This is a genomic window from Micromonospora aridisoli (assembly GCF_056150025.1).
Map to the genome: position 1 here is coordinate 280,862 of NZ_JAXCFK010000001.1, position 19,842 is coordinate 300,703.

The following is a 19,842-nucleotide window of genomic DNA, read 5'->3' on the forward strand; positions in this document are numbered from 1 at the left end:
ACGGCCCGCCGGGCGCGAAACAATAGACTCGCTGCCGTCACCACGCGTCGCGTACCCGACGCCGGTGGGCACAGGTCGGGCACACGCAGAACCAGCCACGAAGGGGGCACCGATGGCCGCCATCTCCCGCGAGGAGGTCGCGCACCTGGCGCGACTGTCGCGGCTCGCCGTGACGGAGGAGGAGTTGGACACCTTCGCCGGCCAGCTCGACGTGATCCTCCAGGCGGTCGCCCAGGTGGGCGAGGTCGCCGCCGCGGACATCCCGCCGACCTCCCACTCGGTGCCGCTGACCAACGTGCTCCGGGAGGACGTCGTGACGCCGTGCCTGACGCCCGAGGAGGCGCTGTCGGGTGCGCCCGACGCGGAGGAGCAGCGGTTCCGCGTACCGCGGATCCTGGACGAGGATGTGGCCTCATGACCGACGTCACCAGAATGACCGCGACGCAGATCGCGGAGCTCGTCGCCACCGGTGAGACCTCCGCCGTCGAGGTCACCCAGGCCCACCTGGACCGGATCGCCGCGGTCGACGACCGGGTCCACGCCTTCCTGCACGTCGACACCGAGGGGGCCCTCGCCGCCGCCCGCGACGTCGACGCCCGCCGGGCCGCCGGCGAGGAACTGGGGCCGCTGGCCGGCGTGCCGGTGGCGGTCAAGGACGTGCTGACCACCCGGGGCGTGCCGACCACCGTCGGGTCGAAGATCCTCGAGGGCTGGCGTCCACCGTACGACTCGACGATCGTGGAGCGCCTGCGCGCGGCCGGCACGGTGATGCTCGGCAAGACCAACATGGACGAGTTCGCGATGGGCTCCTCCACGGAGTACTCGGCGTACGGGCCGAGCCGCAACCCGTGGGACACCGACCGCATCCCGGGCGGCTCCGGCGGGGGGAGCGCGGCGGCGCTCGCCGCGTACGAGGCACCGCTGGCGATCGGTTCGGACACCGGTGGCTCGATCCGTCAGCCCGGCGCGGTCACCGGCACCGTCGGTGCGAAGCCGACCTACGGCGGCACCTCCCGGTACGGCCTGGTGGCCTTCTCCTCCTCGCTGGACACTCCCGGCCCGTGCGCGCGCACGGTGCTCGACGCGGCGTTGCTGCACGCGGCGATCGGCGGTCACGACCCGCGCGACTCCACCTCCATCCCGGCGCCGGTGCCGGACGTGGTGGCCGCGGCGAAGCTCGGCGCGACCGGTGACCTGAGCGGCGTGCGGCTCGGCATCGTGACCGAGTTCGGCGGCGAGGGTGCCGAGCCGGGCGTGATGGCCGCCTTCAACGAGGCCGTCGACACGCTGACCAAGCTCGGCGCGGAGATCGTCGAGATCTCCTGCCCGCACTTCCGGTACGCGCTGCCCGCGTACTACCTGATCGCGCCCAGCGAGTGCTCCTCCAACCTGGCCCGTTTCGACGGCGTCCGGTTCGGGCTGCGGACCGGTGACGACGGCAACCGGTCGCTGGAGGAGGTCATGTCACTGACCCGGGAGGCCGGCTTCGGCCCCGAGGTCAAGCGACGCATCATGATCGGCACGTACGCGCTCTCGTCGGGTTACTACGACGCCTACTACGGGCAGGCGCAGAAGGTGCGTACGTTGATCACCCGGGACTTCACCGCGGCGTTCGAGCGGGTCGACGCGCTGATCTCGCCGACCACCCCGTTCGTGGCGTTCCCACTGGGGGCGCGTACCTCCGACCCGTACCAGATGTACCTGGCCGACCTGTTCACCATCCCGACCAACCTCTACGGCGGGCCGGGCATCTCGGTGCCGTGCGGGCTCTCCGACGGGCTGCCGGTCGGTCTTCAGGTGATGGCTCCCACGCTGGCCGACGACCGGATGTACCGGGTCGCCGCCGCGCTGGAGAGCGCCGTCGGCACGTTCACCCCACCGGCACTGTGAGGCAGGAGCACAGATGACCACGACACTGCCCGCGTACGACGAGGTCGTCGCGCGCTACGAGCCGGTGATCGGCCTGGAGACCCACGTCGAGCTGGGCACGAACACCAAGATGTTCTGCGGTTGCCCGACCGACTTCGGCGGCGAGCCGAACACCCGGGTCTGCCCGGTCTGCCTGGGGCTGCCCGGCTCGCTGCCGGTGGCGAACAAGGCGGCCATCGAGGCGACCATCCGGATCGGCCTGGCGCTGAACTGCTCCATCGCGACGTGGTGCCGGTTCGCCCGGAAGAACTACTTCTACCCGGACATGCCGAAGAACTTCCAGATCAGCCAGTACGACGAGCCGCTCTGCGTCGACGGCTACCTGGACGTCGAGGTCAACGGCGAGACGGTGCGGATCGGCATCGAGCGGGTGCACCTGGAGGAGGACACCGGCAAGACGCTGCACGTCGGTGGTGCCACCGGCCGCATCCACGGCGCGACCGAGTCGCTGGTCGACTACAACCGGGCCGGGATCCCCCTGGTGGAGATCGTCACCAAGCCGATCCCCGGCACCGGCGCGCTGGCCCCCGAGGTGGCCCGGGCGTACGTCACCGAGCTGCGGGACGTGATCCGCTCGCTCGGTGTCTCCGACGTACGCATGGAGGAGGGCTCCCTGCGCTGCGACGTGAACACCTCGCTGAACCTGCCGGGGCAGGAGTGGGGCACCCGTACCGAGACCAAGAACGTCAACTCGCTGCGGTCGGTCGAGCGGGCGGTCCGCTCGGAGATGCTGCGCCAGGCCGCCGTCCTCGACTCCGGCGGGCGGATCACCCAGGAGACCCGGCACTTCCACGAGGACACCGGGGACACCACCCCCGGCCGGTCCAAGGAGACCGCCACCGACTACCGGTACTTCCCGGAGCCGGACCTGGTCCCTCTCGCGCCGGACCCGGCCTGGGTGGCCGAGCTGAAGGCCGCCCTGCCGGAGCTGCCCCGGCTGCACCGCCGCCGCCTCCAGCAGGCGTGGGGGCTGTCCGACCTGGACATGCAGTCGGTGCTCAACGCCGGTGCGGTCGAGCTGATCGAGGCCACCGTGGCGGCCGGTGCGACGCCGGCGGCGGCCCGCAAGTGGTGGCTGGGCGAGCTGTCCCGGCGGGCCAACGAGACGGGCGTGGAGCTGGCCGACATCGGGGCGACCCCGGCACAGGTCGCCGAGCTGCAGGGCCTGGTCGACGCCGGCAAGCTCAACGACAAGCTGGCCCGTACGGTCCTGGAGGGCGTGGTGGCCGGGGAGGGCTCGCCGACCGAGATCATGACCGCCCGCAACCTGGAGGTCGTCTCCGACGCCGGCGCGCTGACCGCCGCTGTCGATGAGGCGATCGCGGCCAACCCGGCCATCGCCGACAAGGTCCGCAGCGGCAAGATCGCAGCCGCCGGCGCCCTCGTCGGCGCGGTGATGAAAACCACCCGCGGTCAGGCCGACGCCCAGACCGTCCGCACCCTGATCCTGGAGCGCCTCGGCGTCTGAGGTGTAAGGAAGGGCCCCTTCTTAACGCCTGGTGTAGAGGAGGGGCCCCTTCCTAACGGCCGAGACAGCAGGTGCGCAGCAGACACCCCCCGCGCCACCCCCGTGAGGGCGTCAACGGCGACGCCCGGATGGAGTCCACCGTGAACGAGCACGACCTCGATGTCCTCGACGAGATCCAGCGGCGGGTGCTGTGGCTCGCGACCCGGATAGTGGACGCGGCCAACCACGATCGCGGCACCGGCGACGGGGTGAAGGTCGGCGGGCACCAGGCGTCCAGCGCCTCACTGGTGACCGCGATGACCGCGCTGTGGTTCGCGCATCTCTCCGCCGAGGACCGGGTGGCGGTCAAGCCGCACGCCTCACCCGTCTTCCACGCCATCCAGTACCTGCTGGGGAACCTGGACCGGTCGTACCTGACCCGGCTGCGGGCGCGGGGCGGGCTCCAGTCGTACCCGTCGCGGACCAAGGACCCGGACGAGGTGGACTTCTCCACCGGCTCGGTGGGGCTCGGCGCGGCCGCGCCGCTGTTCGCGGCGGTGACCCGGCGCTACGTCGACGCGCACTTCGGCGAGCGGCCGCGTTCCCGGTTCGTCGCGCTGATCGGTGACGCCGAGCTGGACGAGGGCAACATCTGGGAGGCCGTCGCCGACCCGGCCACCACCGGCCTCGGCAACGTGATGTGGGTGGTCGACTTCAACCGGCAGTCGCTGGACCGGGTCGTCCCCGGCGTGCGGATCGACCAGTGGCGCGGCCAGTTCGAGGCCGCCGGCTGGCACGTGGTCGAGGTGAAGTACGGCCGCCGGCTCGCCGAGGCGTACGACCGGCCGGGCGGGGAGGCCCTGCGCGACTGGATCGACGCGATGCCGAACGAGCAGTACCAGTCGCTGTTCGGGCTGACCGGGCCGGCGCTGCGCAAGCAGTTCCTGGACGGCGCTCCCGACGGCATCGCCGCGCTGCTGGCCGACGTCTCCGACGAGGATCTGGGCCCGCTCGTCACCGACCTGGGCGGGCACGACCTGGCGGCGCTGCTGGACGCGTACGCCCAGTGCGACGCGGTCACCGACCGGCCGAGCGTGGTGTTCGCGTACACCGTCAAGGGGTGGGGGTTGCCGATCGCGGGCAACCCGCGTAACCACTCGGCGCTGTTGACCAGCGAACAGGTCGACGCGCTGCGCGCCGCGCACGGGCTCACCCGTGACACCGAGTGGGACCGCCTCGACCCGGCCTCGCCGGCCGGGATCCGGGCCGGGCAGCGTCGCGAGGCACTGTCCCGCGCGCCCCGTGAGCGTGCGCTCGGGGTCACGGTGCCTGCGGCCACGAACGTACGCGCCAACAAGCCGATTTCCACCCAGGAGGTCTTCGGTCGGGTGCTGGTCGACCTGGCCCGCGATCCGGAGGTGGGCAGGTATCTCGTCACCACCGCGCCGGACGTGGCGACCTCGACCAACCTGGCCGGGTTCATCAACAAGACCGGCGTGTTCGCCCCGACGGCCCAGCGCTCCTGGTCCGAGGACCGGATGCTGCGCTGGACGGAGAGCCCCGAGGGCCAGCACATCGAGCTGGGCATCTCCGAGATGAACCTGTTCCTGCTCCTCGGGCAGCTCGGCCTCGCGTGGGACCTGTCCGGGCAGCCGCTGCTGCCGGTCGGCACGGTCTACGACCCGTTCGTGCTGCGCGGCCTGGACGCCTTCCTCTACGGCACGTACTCCGGGTCCCGGTTCGTCGTCGCGGGTACCCCGTCCGGCGTCACCCTCGCCCCGGAGGGCGGGGCCCACCAGTCGACCATCACCGCGAGCGTGGGCCTGGAACTGCCCGGGGTGACGTTCGTCGAGCCCGCGTACGCGGCCAGCCTCGACTGGTTGCTCTGCGACGCGCTCGGCCACGTCGCCGGCGCGACCCGGCCGACGCCGACGGCGGTGCCGGCCGAGGACGGGGCGTACTACTTCCGACTCAGCACCCGGCCGGTGGACCAGGCGCCGTTCGAGGCGGCCCGGGTCCGGCTCGGTGACGCGGTGCTGCGTCGGCAGGTGCTCGCCGGGGCGTACCGCCTGGTCGACGCCCATCAGGCGTACCCGCACCTGGCCGACGCGCCGACGGTGCAACTGGCCGCCTCCGGCGCGGTGCTGCCCGAGGTGCTGGCCGCGGCGGCGGAACTGGCCGACGAGGGGGTCGCCGCCCACGTCGTCGACGTGACCAGCCTGGACCGCCTCTACCGGGCCTGGCAGCGCACCCTGCGTCAGGGCGTACGCACGGCGACCGTGCCGAGCGTGCCCGGTGCCCTGCGGTCCGCCTTCGCCGACCGGGTGCCGGTGGTGACGGTGCACGACGCCGCCTCGCACGCGATGGCCTGGCTCGGTTCGGCCGTGGCCGCACCGGCGGTCCCGCTCGGCGTCGACGAGTTCGGCCAGTCCGGCAGTGTCCACGACCTCTACGACCTGCACGACCTGCTCCCCGGCAGCATCGTCAACGCCGCCCTCGCCGCCCTCTCCCTCCGCTGACTGTCCCCACCCCACCCCACCCCAAACCCCGTCCGTCGATCATGAGGTTGTTGTCGCCCGGAAGCGCTCTCCCGGACAACAACTTCATGATCAACGGATCGGACTAGCGGGTGGGGGTGGGGGTTGGGGAGAGGGCCGGGGTGGGGGTGGGGGTTGCGGGGGTGGTGGTGGGTGGGGCGATGACGGTGCGTTCCAGGTTCACCTGGGCCTGGCCGGTGCCGCCCACGGTGATGTCGTCGTACGCCTGGAGCTGCTTGTCCTGGTCGAAGTAGAGCACCGTCATGGCCAGTGGGGTCGGCTCCTCGCCCTCCAGCCCGCGCAGTCCGGCGCCGCCGGTGGAACCCTGCACCATCAGCGTGGTGGGCTGCTGGCCCGGCACCTCCGGCAGCGTGTTGACCCGCCGGTCGTGGGTGTGCCCGGCGAGCACCAGCGGGCAGGTGCCGGAGAGCGGGCCGGCGGCGGCCGGGTCGTGCACCAACGCGATGTTGACCGGCCGGGGCGAACTGCGGATCGTGGCGGCCAGCTTCTCGCCGTTGGTGATCAACTCGTTGGCGGTGGGTTGGGTGAGCCCACCGCTCGCCGGCGAGGTGCTCTTGTCCGGAGTGAAGCGGGGATCGCCGATGCCGGCGATGGTCAACCCGGCAACGGTGGTCGTGGTGTTGTCCAGCACGATCGCGTTCGGCTGGCGGGCCACCGCCGCCGCCGTACGGCCCGAGTCGTGGTTGCCCCGGATGTACACGTAGGGCTTCTCGAGCAGGCTGATCGAACCGACGTAGGAGGCCTCCGGCTCGCTGCCCCAGTCGGTGATGTCGCCGGTGTCGATCACCACGTCGATGCCGAACTGCTCGGTCACGGTCCGGATGAGCTGCCAGGCGGTCGGGTTGAGGTGCATGTCGGAGATGTGCAGCACCCGGGTGGTGCCCGGCTCCGGCTCGTACAGCGGCAGCGCCGACACCGTGGTGTAGAGCTGGGTGACGTTGCCGATGAGGCGCTGGAGCTGCTCGGCGTACCGGGTGTAGTCGTCGGCGATCTTGCGTACGTCGCCGACGATCGCCGGGGCGTTGACCAGCAGCCCCTCGTACCGGGGTTCCTCGATCGACTGAGGGCGGATGGTCGCCGCGGCGGTGCCCAGACTGCCGGCCGTGATCAACAGCGCCAGGCCGCCGGCCCAGGCCGCCCGCCGGGTGTCCCGGAACACCAGCAGCGCCAGCACCAGGGTGGCCAGGACGGCCGAGCCGACGGTTCGCAGCCCGAGCCGCATCACCCCCTCCCGGACCTCGTCCGTCGCCGACTGGGTGGCCCGGTTGAGGCTCGCCGGGTCGTCGATCAGGGCCTCGACGCGGCGCTGGTCGAGCGCGCCCAGCTCCACGGTCAGGTGGGTCGGCCCGTCATGGCTCTTCAGCTGCAACGAGCCCAGCGGGGGGATGTCGACGCTGGTGCCGCCGGTGGTCGCGGCCGAAACGGAGAGCCGGGCGTGGAAGGGCCCGATGTCCGTACCCACGTGCCCGCCCGCGACGACACCGGCGAGCACGCCGGCCAGCGCGACGGCGAGGACGGCCAGCGCGACGGCGACTCGGCGCAGGCCGAGGTGCCGCCCACCGGCGTTTCGCGGCGCGGTGCCCCGCCATAGGGAGGGGAAGCGGCGCGGACGACCGGTGGGTGTGCCCCGGTCCCGGTCGCGGCGCGGCTCCTCGTTCTGCTGACCGTCCATGGTGAGATTCTGACCTGCCCGCCGAAGGATCTTGGCAAACCTGCGATGACGCGTCGGGCGGTGGCCTCAGCTACGCCCGGCACCGCCACCGGAGAAGACCAGCCGCAGCAGCCGGTCGTCCTCGGGCGCCGGCCGTCCCCGCCCGTCGTGGTTGGAGGTGCTGACCCACAGCGATCCGTCCGGTGCCGTGGCGACCGCGCGCAGTCGCCCGTAGCGCTCGGTCAGCAGCGCCTGCGGCTGGCCGAGGACCGTGCCGGTCTCGGTCAGCTCGACCAGCCAGAGGCGCTGCCCGCGCAGACACGCGGTGGCGAGCATCCGCTCCGTGGCGGCCAGGCCGGAGCAGGACGCCTCGTCGGTCGACCACTGCACGATCGGGTCGACGTACCTCTCGTCGTCGCCGCGTCCCTCGACCTCGGGCCAGCCGTAGTTCTTGCCCTTGGTGATCTGGTTGATCTCGTCCCAGGTGTTCTGACCGAACTCGACGGCGTACATCCGGTCGCCGTTCCAGGCGATGCCCTGCACGTTGCGGTGGCCCAGCGACCAGACCGGCGAGTTCGGGAAGGGGTTGCCGGGCGCCGGCTCACCCTCCGGCGTGATCCGCAGGATCTTGCCGCCGAGCTGTTCGCGATCCTGCGACTGGTCGGTGTCCCCGGCGTCGCCGGTGCTGGCGTAGAGCTGCCCGTCGGGGCCGAACGCGAGACCGCCGCCGTTGTGGATGCCCGCCTTGGGGATGCCGGTGAGGATCGGGGTGGGCTGCTCACCGAGCCGCATCCGCGCGACGCGGTTGTCCCGCTCGGCGGTGTAGTAGACGAAGACCGTGCGGTCCTGGGCGAACTGCGGGGAGACCGCGATGCCCAGCAGACCGCCCTCGCCCGAGGCGACCACGTCGTCGATGGTCTGCACCTCGGTGATCTTCAGGCCGTCGGGAGTCGACTCCGGCCCGACCTGGACGATCCGGCCGCTGTCGCGTTCGGTGACCAGCGCGCCGCCGTCGGGCAGGAAGGCGATCCCCCACGGCACCCGCAGACCCTGGGCGAGCACGGTGGCGACGACCTCCTGGTCGCCGTTGCCCGCCGTGACCGTGGGGCTGGGCAGGTTCGGCGGCTCGCCGGCCGGGTCGGGTTCCGGTTCGCCGAGGCTGCAACCCCCGGCGACCAGCAGCAGCGTCGCGCAGGAGGCCACGAGGGCGGCACGGACCGGACGGGCGCGGAGATACGGGGGAGCGCTCACCCGCCCCAGGGTAGCCCGCCGGGGCCGATGCCGTGGAAGGCGACGTGGGTCCACCCCCATCGGCTGGTACGCCCGTTCCGACGCGCCTATCGTCGGCGAGGTGAAGGTATGGATCCCGCACGAGGCCGGTCACGACCTGCTTGGCGAGCTACCGCCGGAGGTCACCGTCGAGACGATGGAGGATCCCACGAAGCCTCCCTCGCCACTGGCCGGCGTCCGGTTCTGGGTGCCGCCCTTCCTGGCCGGCGGGGACGCCGTGGCCCTGCTGCACGAACTGCCCGACCTGGCGGTGGTGCAGCTGCTCTCGGCCGGCGCGGACGCCTGGGCCGGTCGGATGCCGCCCGGGGTGACGCTCTGCGACGCCCGGGGGGTGCACGATCCGTCCACCGCCGAGTGGGTGGTCGCCGCGATCCTCTCCCAGCTGCGTGCCTTCCCGACGATGGCCAGGGCCCAGGCCCGGCGACGGTGGGCGTACGACGAGGTGGCGCCCACGGACGAACTGGCCGGCAAGCGGGTGCTGATCGTCGGCGCCGGGTCGATCGGCACCGCCCTGCGGGACCGGTTGACGCCCTTCGAGGTGGAGTTCGTGCTGGTGGCCCGGACCGCCCGGCCGGAGCAGGGGGTGCACGGCGTCGACGAGCTGCCGCGACTGCTGCCGCAGGCCGACGTCGTGGTGCTGCTGGTGCCGCTGACCGAGCAGACCCGGGGGCTGGTCGACGAGAAGTTCCTGGCCGCGATGCGGGACGGCGCCCTGCTGGTGAACGCCGCCCGGGGCCCGGTGGCCCGGACCGAGGCGCTGGTCGCCGAGCTGGCCACCGGCCGCATCTCCGCCGCGCTGGACGTGACCGACCCGGAGCCGCTGCCCGCCGACCATCCGCTCTGGGAGCTGCCGAACGTGCTGATCACTCCGCACGTGGCCGGTTCGGTGCGGGGTCTGCTGCCCCGGGCCTACCGCCTGGTCGGTCAGCAGGTCCGACGGTTCGCGGCCGGTGAGCCGCCGCGCAACGTGGTGGTGGACGGCTACTGATCCGGGTCGGGGCCGTCGCGTTCCGACGCGGCCACGAGTCGCGGCAGGTCCGCACGACGCACGGCCGGGAGCACGAGCTGCCGGCCGTCGTCGAGCTGGGCCACCGCTCGACCGCGCGGGTCGGCCCTGAACTCGGCCACCTGGTCCCAGGGAATCCGACGCTCGCCGGCCAGTGCTCGCAGCCGCAACCCACGGCCGTCGGCGTCGGTGCCGGCACGCCAGGCCCAGACGGCCACCCCCAGCGGCACCAGCAGCACCGGAAGCAGATAGGCGCGGGCGCTGGCCAGCGGCAGGGCGCCGAGGGTGGCGACGATCGCGCCGACCAGGATGGCCTGGTTGTGTCGGAAACGCGCGGTGTTGGTGCGAGCCATGACCCGATGATCCCACCTGGTCGGCGACGGCTGGCAGTGGACCACGGCGGCGGTGCCACGACCACCTCCCGGGGCGTGGCTTCCGGCCGGCGAGGAAGCGCGCGGCGTCGCGTTGACGCTCTGTTGCAGTGACCTGACTCACTGTCGACTGGCCGTCACTTCCCGCCGGCCGACTCGTTCACCGAGGGTGGGCGGTGGACCATGTCCACCGTCCGCGCACCGCCCCCGTGCCCCCTCACGAAGGCGAACGTCGTGCCCGTCGCGTCTGTGTTCCGTGTCGCCCCGCTCCGCGCCACCGCCCACCGCCCGATCCTGCCGGAGATCTGCGTCCTCGCGGTCTCCACCGTGCTGATCGCCCTCGGCGCGGCCGGTCCGGTGCCGGCCCTCGCCGTGGTGGCGCTCGCCGGTGCGGCCGCGTCCACCCTGGCCGGAGTGCGGCTGTCCCGGCTGGCTCTCGGGCCTGACCCGACCTCCGTCGACCCGCCCGCCGGGCGGCTGGCGCGCCGTCGGGCGGCCCGTCCCCGCCGGGCGGCCGCACTGCTGCACGCCGCGGTGGTGACCGCCGGCCTCACCGCCGCCGTGCTGCCGCTGGCCTCGGCGGGATACCGGCCGGCGGCGGCCGTCGCCGGGCTGGCCGGCACCGCCGCGCTGCTCGGTGGTGGCCTGCTCAGCCTGCCGTACCGGGCACGGCCGTCGACCCGGGGCCGGCTACGCGCGCTGCTCGACCAGGCCGCCCCCGGCGTGTGCCTCGTGCTCACCGCCTGGCTGCTGCTGCCGTACGCCGGCGTGGCGGCACCGGTGCGGCTGGCGGTCGCGGTGGCGCTGGGGCTGCTCGCCGTCGCCGCGTTGGCCGCGCTGACCGGGGCGGACCGCGACAGCGGCGCGGCCCGCTGCCGCGGCGGCGCCGCGTCGACCCTGCTCGCCCTGGTGCTGTTGGCCGCGCTGCCCGCCGGTCCCGCCGCCGGGCGCGCGGCGCTGCTGGCCGTGCCTCCACTGGTGTGCGGCGTGCTGCTGGTCGCCGCCGGGGGCCGGCGGGTGGCACCGGACGGCCCGGCCGGGCGGACCCCGTGGGTCTGGCCGCGGGCGGTGCTCCCACCGGCCGCAGCGGTGCTCGCCATCGTCCACCAGTTGCAGGCCGGCCTCCTGCCGGACCGTACGGCGGTGCTGCTCGCGCTCGCCGCGGTGCCGCCGCTGGTGGCGCGCGAGCTGTTCGGTGCCGCCGCGCCGTCGCTGGTGACCACGGACCCGCCACCGGCCACCGAGCCGGCCACGGCACCCACGGCGGCACCGGTCGACCCGGGCTGCCCGGCCGGTCGCGCGGCCCTGCTGCGGGCCCTGGCGGCCCGGCCCGACCCGGTCTGTGGCGCACTGCTCGTGATCGACCTGCACCTCACCGAGCTGCCCGGCCGGCTGGTGCGCGACGACGTGGCCGCCGAGGCGGTCCGCCGGGCGCGAGCCGTGGCAGCCGACGATGACGAGGTGTTCGACCTGGCCGGGAGCGGTCTCGCGGTGGTCACCGGGTCCGGGCCGGTGCTGGCGTACGCACTGGGCGCCCGGCTGCTCACCGCGTTGAGCCGGCCGTACGAGGTCTCGGGGGCGGTGCTGCGGTCGCGACCCAGCATCGGGCTCGCCGAGCTGGGCCGGGGCCGGCCGGAGGACCTGCTCCGCCAGGCGGACCTGGCCCGCCGGCGCGCGGCCCAGCTCGGCCGGGACCGGGTCGAGTGGTACGACGCCTTCCTGGAGGAACAACTGGTCCGCCGGCTCGACCTGGAACGGGAACTGCCCGGCGCGGTCGCGCGGGGCGAATTGGACCTGGTCTACCAGCCGGTGCTCGGCCTGGCCGACCGGGCTCCGGTCGGTACGGAGGCGCTGTTGCGCTGGCGCAATCCGGTGCTGGGCACCGTCTTCCCGGCGGAGCTGCTGCCGGTGGCCGAGGATCTCGACATCGTGGGCGAGCTGGGGGTCTGGGTGCTGGACCGGGCCTGCCGGCAGTTGGCCGACTGGAACGTGGGCGGCCGACGGCTGTGGATGGCGGTCAACGTCACCACCCGGGAACTCACCTCACCGGATTTCGTACCCCGGACCGCGGCGGTGCTGGAGGCGTACGGGGTGGGGCCGGACCAGCTGGTGATCGAGGTCGCCGAGCCGAGAGTCGCCGCCGAGCTGCCGACGGTGGTGGCCCGGCTGGCCGGGCTGCGCTCGCTGGGCATCCGTACCGCGCTCGACGACTTCCGTGCCGAGCACGCCTCCCTCGCTCAGCTGCGGCGGCTGCCGATCGACCTGCTCAAGGTCGGACCGGAGGTCGCCACGGCGGGCGGTGATCCGCACCGTCCGCTGCTGGACGTGGTGGTCACGGTGGCCGAGCGACTGGGCCTTGAGGTAGTGGCCGAGGAGCTGGAGTCGGCTCACCAGGTCGAGGGGGCGCACCGGGCCGGATGCCGGTACGGCCAGGGCTTCGAGCTGGCCAGGCCGGCGACCGCCGAGCGGGTCGAGGCGTACTTCGAGGAGTTTCCCTCCACCTCGCGCTGAGGGGGCTTAACCGTTTCACCTGTCGATGGGAGCGGGGCCGGTGCTGCCCCGCGGGGTCAGCCGGGCGGTCTCGTCCTCCAGCCCGACCGTCGGCGCCCCCTCGATCAGCTGGAGCAACTGGCGCGCCGCGTGCCCCCCGTAGGCCGGGATGTCCCGGCCCAGTGCGGTCAGTGGCGGGTGCACCAGGCGGCACAGCGGGGAGTCGTCCCAGGCCACGATCGACAGATCCGCGGGGACGGTGAGTCCCATCTCCTGGGCGACCGACAGCCCGGCGATCGCCATGACGTCGTTGTCGTAGATCACGGCGGTGGGACGCACGCGGGAACTGAGCAGTCGCCGGGTGGCCCGCGCGCCCTCCTCGCCCGTGTAGTCGGAGGAGGCGGTGACCGCGTCGGCGAGGGCGAGACGCCGGCACACCTCGGTGAACGCCTCGGTGCGGATCGCGGTGTGCAGCAGCTCGGGCAGACCGCCGACCCGGGCGATCCGCCGGTGACCCAGCGCGTAGAGGTACTCCACGGTCTCCACCAGTGCCGCCGCGTCGTCCGACCAGACACTGGGCAGCCCGCCGGTGCCGGCCGGGCCGCCGATCACCACGGCCGGCAGTCCCAGCTCCTCCAGTACCGGCACCCGCCCGTCGTCGGTACGCAGATCGCAGACCAGCACACCGTCGACCCGACGCTCGCCCCACCACCGCCGGTAGACCGCGATCTCGGCGCTCTGGTCGGCCACGACCTGGAGGGTCAGCGCGTACGAACGGGCGGACAGCTCCGCCTCGACGCCGCTGATCAGCTCCATGAAGAACGGCTCGATGCCGAGGGTGCGGGCCGGCCTGGCGAGGATCAGGCCGATCGCGCGGGCGGTCGCGCCGGACAGGGCCCGGGCGGCGCTGCTCGGGCTGAACCCGATCTCGGCGGCGATGGCGAGAATGCGCTGTCGGGTCGCCTCGGAGACGCCCGGCTGGCCGTTCAGCGCGTACGACACCGCGCCCTTGGAGACCCCTGCCCGCCGGGCGACGTCCGCGATCGTGGGCCGCTTCACCGGCGTACGTCCTCCTGAACCAGTTCGTCCTGCCGGCCGCGTCGGTGGCGCAGGCGGCGTTGGACACGCTACCCGTCGTCCGCTCGTGGATCGGTACGGGGCGGTTTGTCGACCGCCCAGGGCAGGAACTTGCTCGGTTCAGTCTACGGCTTCGGCCTCGTTGACACGGAGAAAGTGCCGCCCGTACGGTGGCCTCACTTATCCGGTTCAGTCAACGTTCCTCGATGCCTGGAGCGTTTCCAACGGTCTTGGAGGATGGGTCATGAGACGGTCTACGCCTCGGTGGCTGCGGGTCGCAGCCGTGGGTCTGATGGTCGGCTCCCTGGTCGTCGCGTGCAGCGGTCGCAGCACTCAGGGCAGCGGCAGCAGTGGCGACGGCGCGGTGACGCTGACGATCAATTTCTGGGGCGACTTCGGGCTCCAGGACCTCAAGGCGAAGTACGAGGCGGAGAACCAGCACGTCAAGATCGCTCTCAACTCCGGTGAGTACAACGCCCAGCACGAGGACCTGCAGAAGAAGCTGATCGCCGGGTCGGGTGCACCGGACATCGCGGCCATCGACGAGGGCTTCATCGTCCAGTTCCGCAGCCAGGCCGACCAGTTCGTCAACCTGCTCGACTTCGGTGCCGGCAAGTACGAGACGAACTACCTGCCGTGGAAGTGGAAGCAGTCGCTGTCGGCCGACGGCGCCACCCAGATCGGGCTCGGCACCGACGTCGGCGGCCTGGCCATGTGCTACCGCACCGACCTGTTCTCCGCCGCCGACCTGCCCACCGAGCGGGACCAGGTCTCCGCGCTCTGGCCCACCTGGGACAGGTTCCTGCAGGTGGGCCAGCAGTACACCGCCAAGACCAACAAGAAGTTCATCGACAACGCGACGAACCTGTTCAACCCGATCCTCGGCCAGCAGCAGGCCGGCTTCTACGACGAGAGCGAGCAGTTGCGGATGGACGGCGGTCCGAAGGTCGCCTTCGACTACGCGATCCGAGCCGCCGACGCCGGTCTGTCGGCGAACCTCACCAGCTTCCAGGCCGACTGGGACAAGGGCTTCACCAGCGGCGCCTTCGCGGTGCTGCCCTGCCCGGCGTGGATGCTCGGCCACATCCAGAACACCGCCCCCGGCACCAAGGGCAAATGGGACATCGCCGCGGTGCCCGGCGGCGGTGGCAACTGGGGCGGTTCCTTCCTCACCATCCCCAAGCAGGGCAGGAACGTCGACGAGGCGTACAAGTTCCTGGAATGGCTGATCCAGCCGGAGCAGCAGATCGAGATCTTCAAGACGGTCGGCAACCTGCCCTCGCAGCCGGCGCTCTACACCGACCCCGCCATCGCCGACTTCCAGAACGAGTTCTTCAACTCCGCCCCGGTCGGCCAGATCTTCCCGAAGATGGCGGAGGGTCTGACGCCGCAGTACCTGGGCAGGAAGAACGGCCCGACCCGGGTCGCCGTGGAAAACGTGATCAACCGGGTGCAGAACGGCACGCTCAAGTCGGACGCCGCCTGGGCCGAGGCGATCAAGGAAGCCGAGAAGGCCGGTAGGTAACGCCACCGCGGGTGGCGCGGGTGCGTGGCTGCCCGTGCCGCCCCGGTTCCGGTCTGAAGTCCCCGTCGCCCCCGCACCTGGAGTGCCCATGTCCACCACGCGCGCGGCCCCCGAACCCGCCACCCGCCGCCCCAGGACCTCCCCGGACCGGTCGATGACCTGGCGTGACCGGCTGCACCGATTCGACGTGCGGTACATGCCGTACCTGATGATCGCGCCGTTCTTCCTGCTCTTCTTCGTCTTCGGGCTCTTCCCGATGATCTTCAACGGGGTGGTGGCGCTGCGCCACTGGCGCCTGGACGACCCGGATCTGACCGGCTGGGCCGGCGCCGAGAACTTCAACCGGTTGTTCACCGACGGCGACTTCGGCAATGCGCTCTACAACACCTTCGGCATCTTCCTGCTCTCCACCGTCCCGCAACTCCTGCTCGCCCTGATCGTCGCGTCGATGCTCAACCGCCGGCTGCGGGGGCAGACCTGGTGGCGGGTCGGCGCCCTGCTGCCCTACATCACCCCGATCACCGCTTCCACGCTGGTCTTCAACGTCTTCTTCTCCCGCGACTTCGGCATGGCCAACTGGGCCCTCGGCCTGCTCGGTATCGGCACCGAGAACCCGATCGACTGGCGGGCCGACAAGCTGCACTCGTGGCTGGCCATCGCCACGATGGTCAACTGGAAGTGGATCGGCTACAACGCGTTGCTCTACCTGGCCGCGATGCAGTCCATCCCGCGCGACGTCTACGAGGCGTCGGCGCTCGACGGTGCCGGCCCGTGGCGCCAACTCTGGCGGATCACCGTGCCGATGATCCGTCCGGTGGTCATCTTCACCGTGGTGCTGTCCACCATCGGCGGACTGCAACTGTTCACCGAACCGATGCTGTTCGACCTGAACGGCCAAGCCGCCACCGGTGGTGCCGGCGGCGAGTGGCAGACCGTCGCGCAGCTGATCTACAAGGTGGGCTGGAAGGACCTCAACCTCGGCTACGCCGCCGCGATGTCCTGGGCGTTGTTCCTCATCATCCTCGTGGTCGCGGCCCTGAACACCCTGCTGACCAACCGCATCTCGGGGGGACGCAAATGACCCTGCTGGAGCGATCACGGCAGGCGACGCCCGGCGGACGCAGGCGGGCCACGCTGCTGGGCCGGGCACCGCAGGACACCTCGGCGGGCTTCTGGACCTACCTGTTCCTGGCGCTGACCACCCTGTTCGCCGCGTTTCCGCTGTACTGGATGTTGGTCATCGCCACCAGCACCGACGAGGCGACCTCCCAACTGCCGCCGGTGGTGACGCCGGGCGGGGAGTTCCTGGTCAACCTGGAGGAGGTCTTCTCCCTCCAGGACGTCTACTTCGCCGCCTCCCTGGTGAACAGCGTGATCGTCTCGACGGTGGTCACCGCGTCGGTGCTGTTCTTCTGCTCGTTGGCCGGCTTCGCCTTCGCCAAGCTGCGGTTCCGGGGCAGCAGGCCGCTGATGCTGTTCGTGATCCTCACCCTGACCGTGCCCAACCAGCTCGGCGTGGTCGCGCTCTACATCGTGATGGGCAAACTGGGCTGGAACGGCACCCTGCTGGCCGTGATCGTGCCCGGCCTGGTCACCGCCTTCGGGGTGTTCTACATGCGACAGTTCATCGTGAACACGGTGCCCGACGAACTGGTCGAGTCGGCCCGGGTGGACGGCGCCACCACCATGCGGGTCTACTGGAACATCGTGCTACCGGCAGTGCGGCCGGCGTTGGCGGTGCTCGGCCTGCTCACCTTCGTGGCCACCTGGAACGACTTCCAATGGCCGCTGATCACCCTCAACGGCACCGACTACCCCACCTCGATGGTCGCCATCTCCGACCTGGCCAGCGGCAACTACGTCATCTACCGCCGGGTGCTGGCGGGTGCGTTCGTGGCGACCGTCCCATTGTTGATCATGCTCGTCATCGGCGGTCGGCAGATCGTCCGGGGAATCATGGAAGGCGCGGTGAAGTCTTGAGCGACGCGCGGGGGACCGGCCCGTTCCGGCTGGCGCTGCACGACGGGTGGACCATGCGGGCGGTTTCCGGCCAGCAGGTGCCGCCCGAGGTCGACGGCGCGCGGGTGCCCGCCACCGTGCCGGGCTGCGTGCACACGGACCTGCTGGCGGACGGGCTGATCCCCGATCCGTACCTCGACGCCAACGAGACCGCGCTGACCTGGATCGGGCGTACCGACTGGGAGTACGAGACCACCTTCGACCGGCCGGCCGCCGGGCACGCCCGCCTCGACCTGGTCTGCGCCGGCCTGGACACGGTCGCCACGATCACGCTCAACGGCGTCGAGGTCGGCCGCACCGAGAACATGCACCGCGGCCACCGCTTCGACGTCACGTCGCTGCTGGCCGCCGAGGACAACAACCTGGTCGTACGCTTCGACTCCGCCTACCGGTACGCCGAGGCGCAGCGGGAACGGCTCGGCGACCGGCCGAACGCGTACTCCGAGCCGTTCCAGTTCATCCGCAAGATGGCCTGCAACTTCGGCTGGGACTGGGGGCCGACCCTGGTCACCGCCGGCATCTGGCAGGAGATCGCCCTGCACGGCTGGTCGGTCGCCCGACTGGCGGTGGTGCGTCCACTGGTCACCGTCGACGGCGACACCGGCCGGGTGGAACTGCACGTCGAGGTGGAACGGGCGGCCGACCGGCCGCTCACCGTACGGGCGCAGGTCGCGGGAGAGAGCGCCGAGGCGACCGTCCCGGCGGGGGAGCGGTCCGTGGTGCTGACCCTCACCGTGCACCGGCCGGAACTCTGGTGGCCGCGGGGCTACGGCGCACCGTACCGGCACGAGCTGACGGTCACCCTGCACGACTCCGACGGCGACCCGCTCGACGAATGGCACCGGCGGATCGGCTTCCGATCCGTACGCCTCGACACCACCCCCGACGAACACGGCACCCCGTTCGTGCTGCACGTCAACGAGACACCGGTCTTCGTCCGGGGCGTCAACTGGATCCCCGACGACGCCTTCCCTCACCGGGTCACCCGGGAGCGCCTGGCCCACCGCCTCGACCAGGCCGAGGCGGCCAACGTCAACCTGCTGCGGGTCTGGGGTGGCGGCCGGTACGAGTCGGAGGACTTCTACGACCTGGCCGACGAGCGCGGACTGCTGGTGCAGCAGGACTTCCTCTTCGCCTGCGCCGCCTACCCGGAGGAGGAGCCGTTCGCCACCGAGGTGGCCGCCGAGGCCACCGAGCAGGTGATCCGTCTCGCGCCGCACCCCTCGCTGGTGCTGTGGACCGGCAACAACGAGAACCTCTGGGGATGGCACGACTGGGACTGGCAGGCACCGTTGGCCGGGCGCACCTGGGGCCGCGGCTACTACCTCGATCTGCTGCCCGGCATCGTCGCCACGCTGGACCCGACCCGGCCCTACTGGCCGGGCAGCCCGTGGTCGGGCAGCGAGGAGATCCACCCCAACGACCCGGCGTACGGCACCACCCACATCTGGGACGTGTGGAACACCGACGACTACGTGAAGTACCGCGGGTATCTGCCCCGGTTCGTCGCCGAGTTCGGCTACCAGGGTCCACCGGCGTACGCGACGCTGCGCCGGGCGCTCTCCGACGAACCGCTCGCCCACGACTCGCCCGGCATGGCGCACCACCAGAAGGCCACCGACGGCGACCGGAAACTGCGCCGAGGGCTGGACGCGCACCTGCCCGAGCCGCGCGACTTCGACGACTGGCACTGGCTCACCCAGCTCAACCAGGCCCGGGCCATCGCCCTCGGGGTGGAACACTTCCGCTCCCACCGGGGCCACTGCATGGGCACCATCGTCTGGCAGCTCAACGACTGCTGGCCGGTCACCTCGTGGGCGGCGATCGACGGCGACGGTCGCCGCAAGCCACTCTGGTACGCGCTGCGCCACGCCTACGCCGACCGGCTGCTCACCCTCCAGCCCCGGGACGGTGGGCTGGCCCTGGTCGCGGTCAACGACGGCGGCCAGCCGTGGCGGGCGTCGACCACGGTCACCCGGCTCACCCTGGCCGGCGAACCGAGGGCGAAGACCACCGTGGAACTGGACGTGCCCGCGTACGCGACGGCCGACCTGGCGCTGCCGGCGGAACTGGCCCGTCCCGACGAGGCCCACGAGGAACTGCTGGTCGCCGACGCCGGCGACCCCGCCGAACGGGCGTGGTGGTTCTTCGCCGAGGACCGCGACGTCCGATGGCCGGCGGCGGCCTTCGACGCGACGGTGCAGCCGGTCGACGGCGGTCAGCGGGTACGCGTCACCGCCCGCACCATCCTGCGTGACGTGACCCTCTTCCCGGACCGGCTCGACCCGTCCGCCGAGGTCGACGCGGCGCTGGTGACCCTGCTCCCCGACGAGTCGGCGACCTTCACCGTCCGGTCGGCGACCCCCCTCGACCCCACCGCCCTCACCACCCGCCCGGTGCTCCGCTGCGTGAACGACCTGTAAGGAAGGGCCCCCTTTTAACGCCTCCGGTAGAGGAAGGGCCCCTTCTTAACACCACC

The 19,842-nt window shown here is 72.0% G+C and carries 14 protein-coding genes; 10 read left to right on the plus strand and 4 right to left on the minus strand.

What is annotated here, in order from left to right; translation table 11 throughout:
• The first annotated feature begins 112 nt into the window (after positions 1-112).
• The 4 genes from gatC to SM447_RS01270 all read left to right on the plus strand — a co-directional run bounded on the left by gatC (position 113) and on the right by SM447_RS01270 (position 5,895).
• Complete coding sequence (gatC, locus tag SM447_RS01255) at positions 113-418, plus strand: Asp-tRNA(Asn)/Glu-tRNA(Gln) amidotransferase subunit GatC (RefSeq protein ID WP_088995614.1); 306 nt, start codon at positions 113-115, stop codon at positions 416-418.
• Positions 415-1,890, plus strand: a complete 1,476-nt coding sequence (gene gatA / locus SM447_RS01260; RefSeq protein ID WP_474570850.1) for an Asp-tRNA(Asn)/Glu-tRNA(Gln) amidotransferase subunit GatA — start codon at positions 415-417, stop codon at positions 1,888-1,890. The genes gatC and gatA overlap by 4 nt, the downstream gene beginning before the upstream one ends.
• 13 nt (positions 1,891-1,903) lie before the next feature.
• On the plus strand, positions 1,904-3,397 hold the full coding sequence (gene gatB / locus SM447_RS01265; RefSeq protein ID WP_474570851.1) for an Asp-tRNA(Asn)/Glu-tRNA(Gln) amidotransferase subunit GatB: 1,494 nt from the start codon (positions 1,904-1,906) through the stop codon (positions 3,395-3,397).
• 140 nt (positions 3,398-3,537) lie between these two features.
• A complete protein-coding gene (locus SM447_RS01270) occupies positions 3,538-5,895 on the plus strand; it encodes a transketolase-like TK C-terminal-containing protein (RefSeq protein ID WP_474570852.1) in 2,358 nt (785 codons plus the stop codon).
• Between the two features lie 103 nt (positions 5,896-5,998).
• On the opposite strand, the gene SM447_RS01275 is transcribed toward SM447_RS01270, so the two are convergent.
• Together SM447_RS01275 and SM447_RS01280 are read right to left on the minus strand one after the other, a co-directional pair.
• Positions 5,999-7,606, minus strand: a complete 1,608-nt coding sequence (locus SM447_RS01275; protein ID WP_474570853.1) for a metallophosphoesterase — start codon at positions 7,604-7,606, stop codon at positions 5,999-6,001.
• A gap of 66 nt (positions 7,607-7,672) precedes the next feature.
• On the minus strand, positions 7,673-8,896 hold the full coding sequence (locus tag SM447_RS01280; RefSeq protein WP_474570854.1) for a PQQ-dependent sugar dehydrogenase: 1,224 nt from the start codon (positions 8,894-8,896) through the stop codon (positions 7,673-7,675).
• Positions 8,897-8,936: 40 nt separating this feature from the next.
• Here SM447_RS01280 and SM447_RS01285 point away from each other — a divergent pair, with 40 nt between their 5' ends.
• Positions 8,937-9,863, plus strand: coding sequence for a 2-hydroxyacid dehydrogenase (locus SM447_RS01285; RefSeq protein ID WP_474570855.1), 927 nt, complete (start codon positions 8,937-8,939; stop codon positions 9,861-9,863).
• Here the strand turns inward: SM447_RS01285 and SM447_RS01290 are convergent.
• The gene (locus SM447_RS01290; protein WP_474570856.1) at positions 9,857-10,234 is read right to left on the minus strand and encodes a PH domain-containing protein; all 378 of its coding nucleotides are present in this window, start codon (positions 10,232-10,234) and stop codon (positions 9,857-9,859) included. The two genes, SM447_RS01285 and SM447_RS01290, sit on opposite strands and share 7 nt — an antisense overlap.
• Positions 10,235-10,486: 252 nt before the next feature.
• Between SM447_RS01290 and SM447_RS01295 the strand changes: the two genes are divergently transcribed.
• The gene (locus SM447_RS01295) at positions 10,487-12,763 is read left to right on the plus strand and encodes an EAL domain-containing protein (protein WP_474570857.1); all 2,277 of its coding nucleotides are present in this window, start codon (positions 10,487-10,489) and stop codon (positions 12,761-12,763) included.
• A 15-nt stretch (positions 12,764-12,778) separates the two neighbouring features.
• Here SM447_RS01295 and SM447_RS01300 read toward each other — a convergent pair whose 3' ends face one another.
• Positions 12,779-13,801 (minus strand): LacI family DNA-binding transcriptional regulator, encoded by a 1,023-nt coding sequence (locus SM447_RS01300; RefSeq protein ID WP_474570858.1) that lies wholly within the window; start codon positions 13,799-13,801, stop codon positions 12,779-12,781.
• Between the two features lie 262 nt (positions 13,802-14,063).
• Between SM447_RS01300 and SM447_RS01305 the strand changes: the two genes are divergently transcribed.
• From SM447_RS01305 to SM447_RS01320, 4 genes are all read left to right on the plus strand, one after another.
• Positions 14,064-15,344 carry an ABC transporter substrate-binding protein gene (locus SM447_RS01305; protein ID WP_474570859.1) on the plus strand — a complete coding sequence of 427 codons (1,281 nt, stop codon included), beginning with the start codon at positions 14,064-14,066 and terminating at the stop codon, positions 15,342-15,344.
• Positions 15,345-15,432: 88 nt separating this feature from the next.
• Positions 15,433-16,425 carry a carbohydrate ABC transporter permease gene (locus SM447_RS01310; RefSeq protein ID WP_474570860.1) on the plus strand — a complete coding sequence of 331 codons (993 nt, stop codon included), beginning with the start codon at positions 15,433-15,435 and terminating at the stop codon, positions 16,423-16,425.
• Entirely contained in the window at positions 16,422-17,324 is a 903-nt protein-coding gene (locus tag SM447_RS01315) for a carbohydrate ABC transporter permease (RefSeq protein ID WP_474570861.1), read from the plus strand. Before SM447_RS01310 ends, SM447_RS01315 begins: the two co-directional genes overlap by 4 nt.
• A gap of 53 nt (positions 17,325-17,377) precedes the next feature.
• On the plus strand, positions 17,378-19,786 hold the full coding sequence (locus SM447_RS01320; RefSeq protein WP_474571225.1) for a glycoside hydrolase family 2 protein: 2,409 nt from the start codon (positions 17,378-17,380) through the stop codon (positions 19,784-19,786).
• Positions 19,787-19,842: the final 56 nt, after the last annotated feature.

What these genes read in the sequence shown, in the direction of transcription:
- gatC (WP_088995614.1), top strand. Translation starts at nt 113, where the DNA reads ATGGCCGCCATCTCCCGCGAGGAGGTCGCGCACCTGGCGCGACTGTCG.
- gatA (WP_474570850.1), top strand. Translation starts at nt 415, where the DNA reads ATGACCGACGTCACCAGAATGACCGCGACGCAGATCGCGGAGCTCGTC.
- gatB (WP_474570851.1), top strand. Translation starts at nt 1,904, where the DNA reads ATGACCACGACACTGCCCGCGTACGACGAGGTCGTCGCGCGCTACGAG.
- SM447_RS01275 (WP_474570853.1), bottom strand. Translation starts at nt 7,606, where the DNA reads ATGGACGGTCAGCAGAACGAGGAGCCGCGCCGCGACCGGGACCGGGGC.
- SM447_RS01280 (WP_474570854.1), bottom strand. Translation starts at nt 8,896, where the DNA reads ATGGGGGTGGACCCACGTCGCCTTCCACGGCATCGGCCCCGGCGGGCT.
- SM447_RS01290 (WP_474570856.1), bottom strand. Translation starts at nt 10,234, where the DNA reads ATGGCTCGCACCAACACCGCGCGTTTCCGACACAACCAGGCCATCCTG.
- SM447_RS01305 (WP_474570859.1), top strand. Translation starts at nt 14,064, where the DNA reads ATGAGACGGTCTACGCCTCGGTGGCTGCGGGTCGCAGCCGTGGGTCTG.
- SM447_RS01310 (WP_474570860.1), top strand. Translation starts at nt 15,433, where the DNA reads ATGTCCACCACGCGCGCGGCCCCCGAACCCGCCACCCGCCGCCCCAGG.
- SM447_RS01315 (WP_474570861.1), top strand. Translation starts at nt 16,422, where the DNA reads ATGACCCTGCTGGAGCGATCACGGCAGGCGACGCCCGGCGGACGCAGG.
- SM447_RS01320 (WP_474571225.1), top strand. Translation starts at nt 17,378, where the DNA reads ATGCGGGCGGTTTCCGGCCAGCAGGTGCCGCCCGAGGTCGACGGCGCG.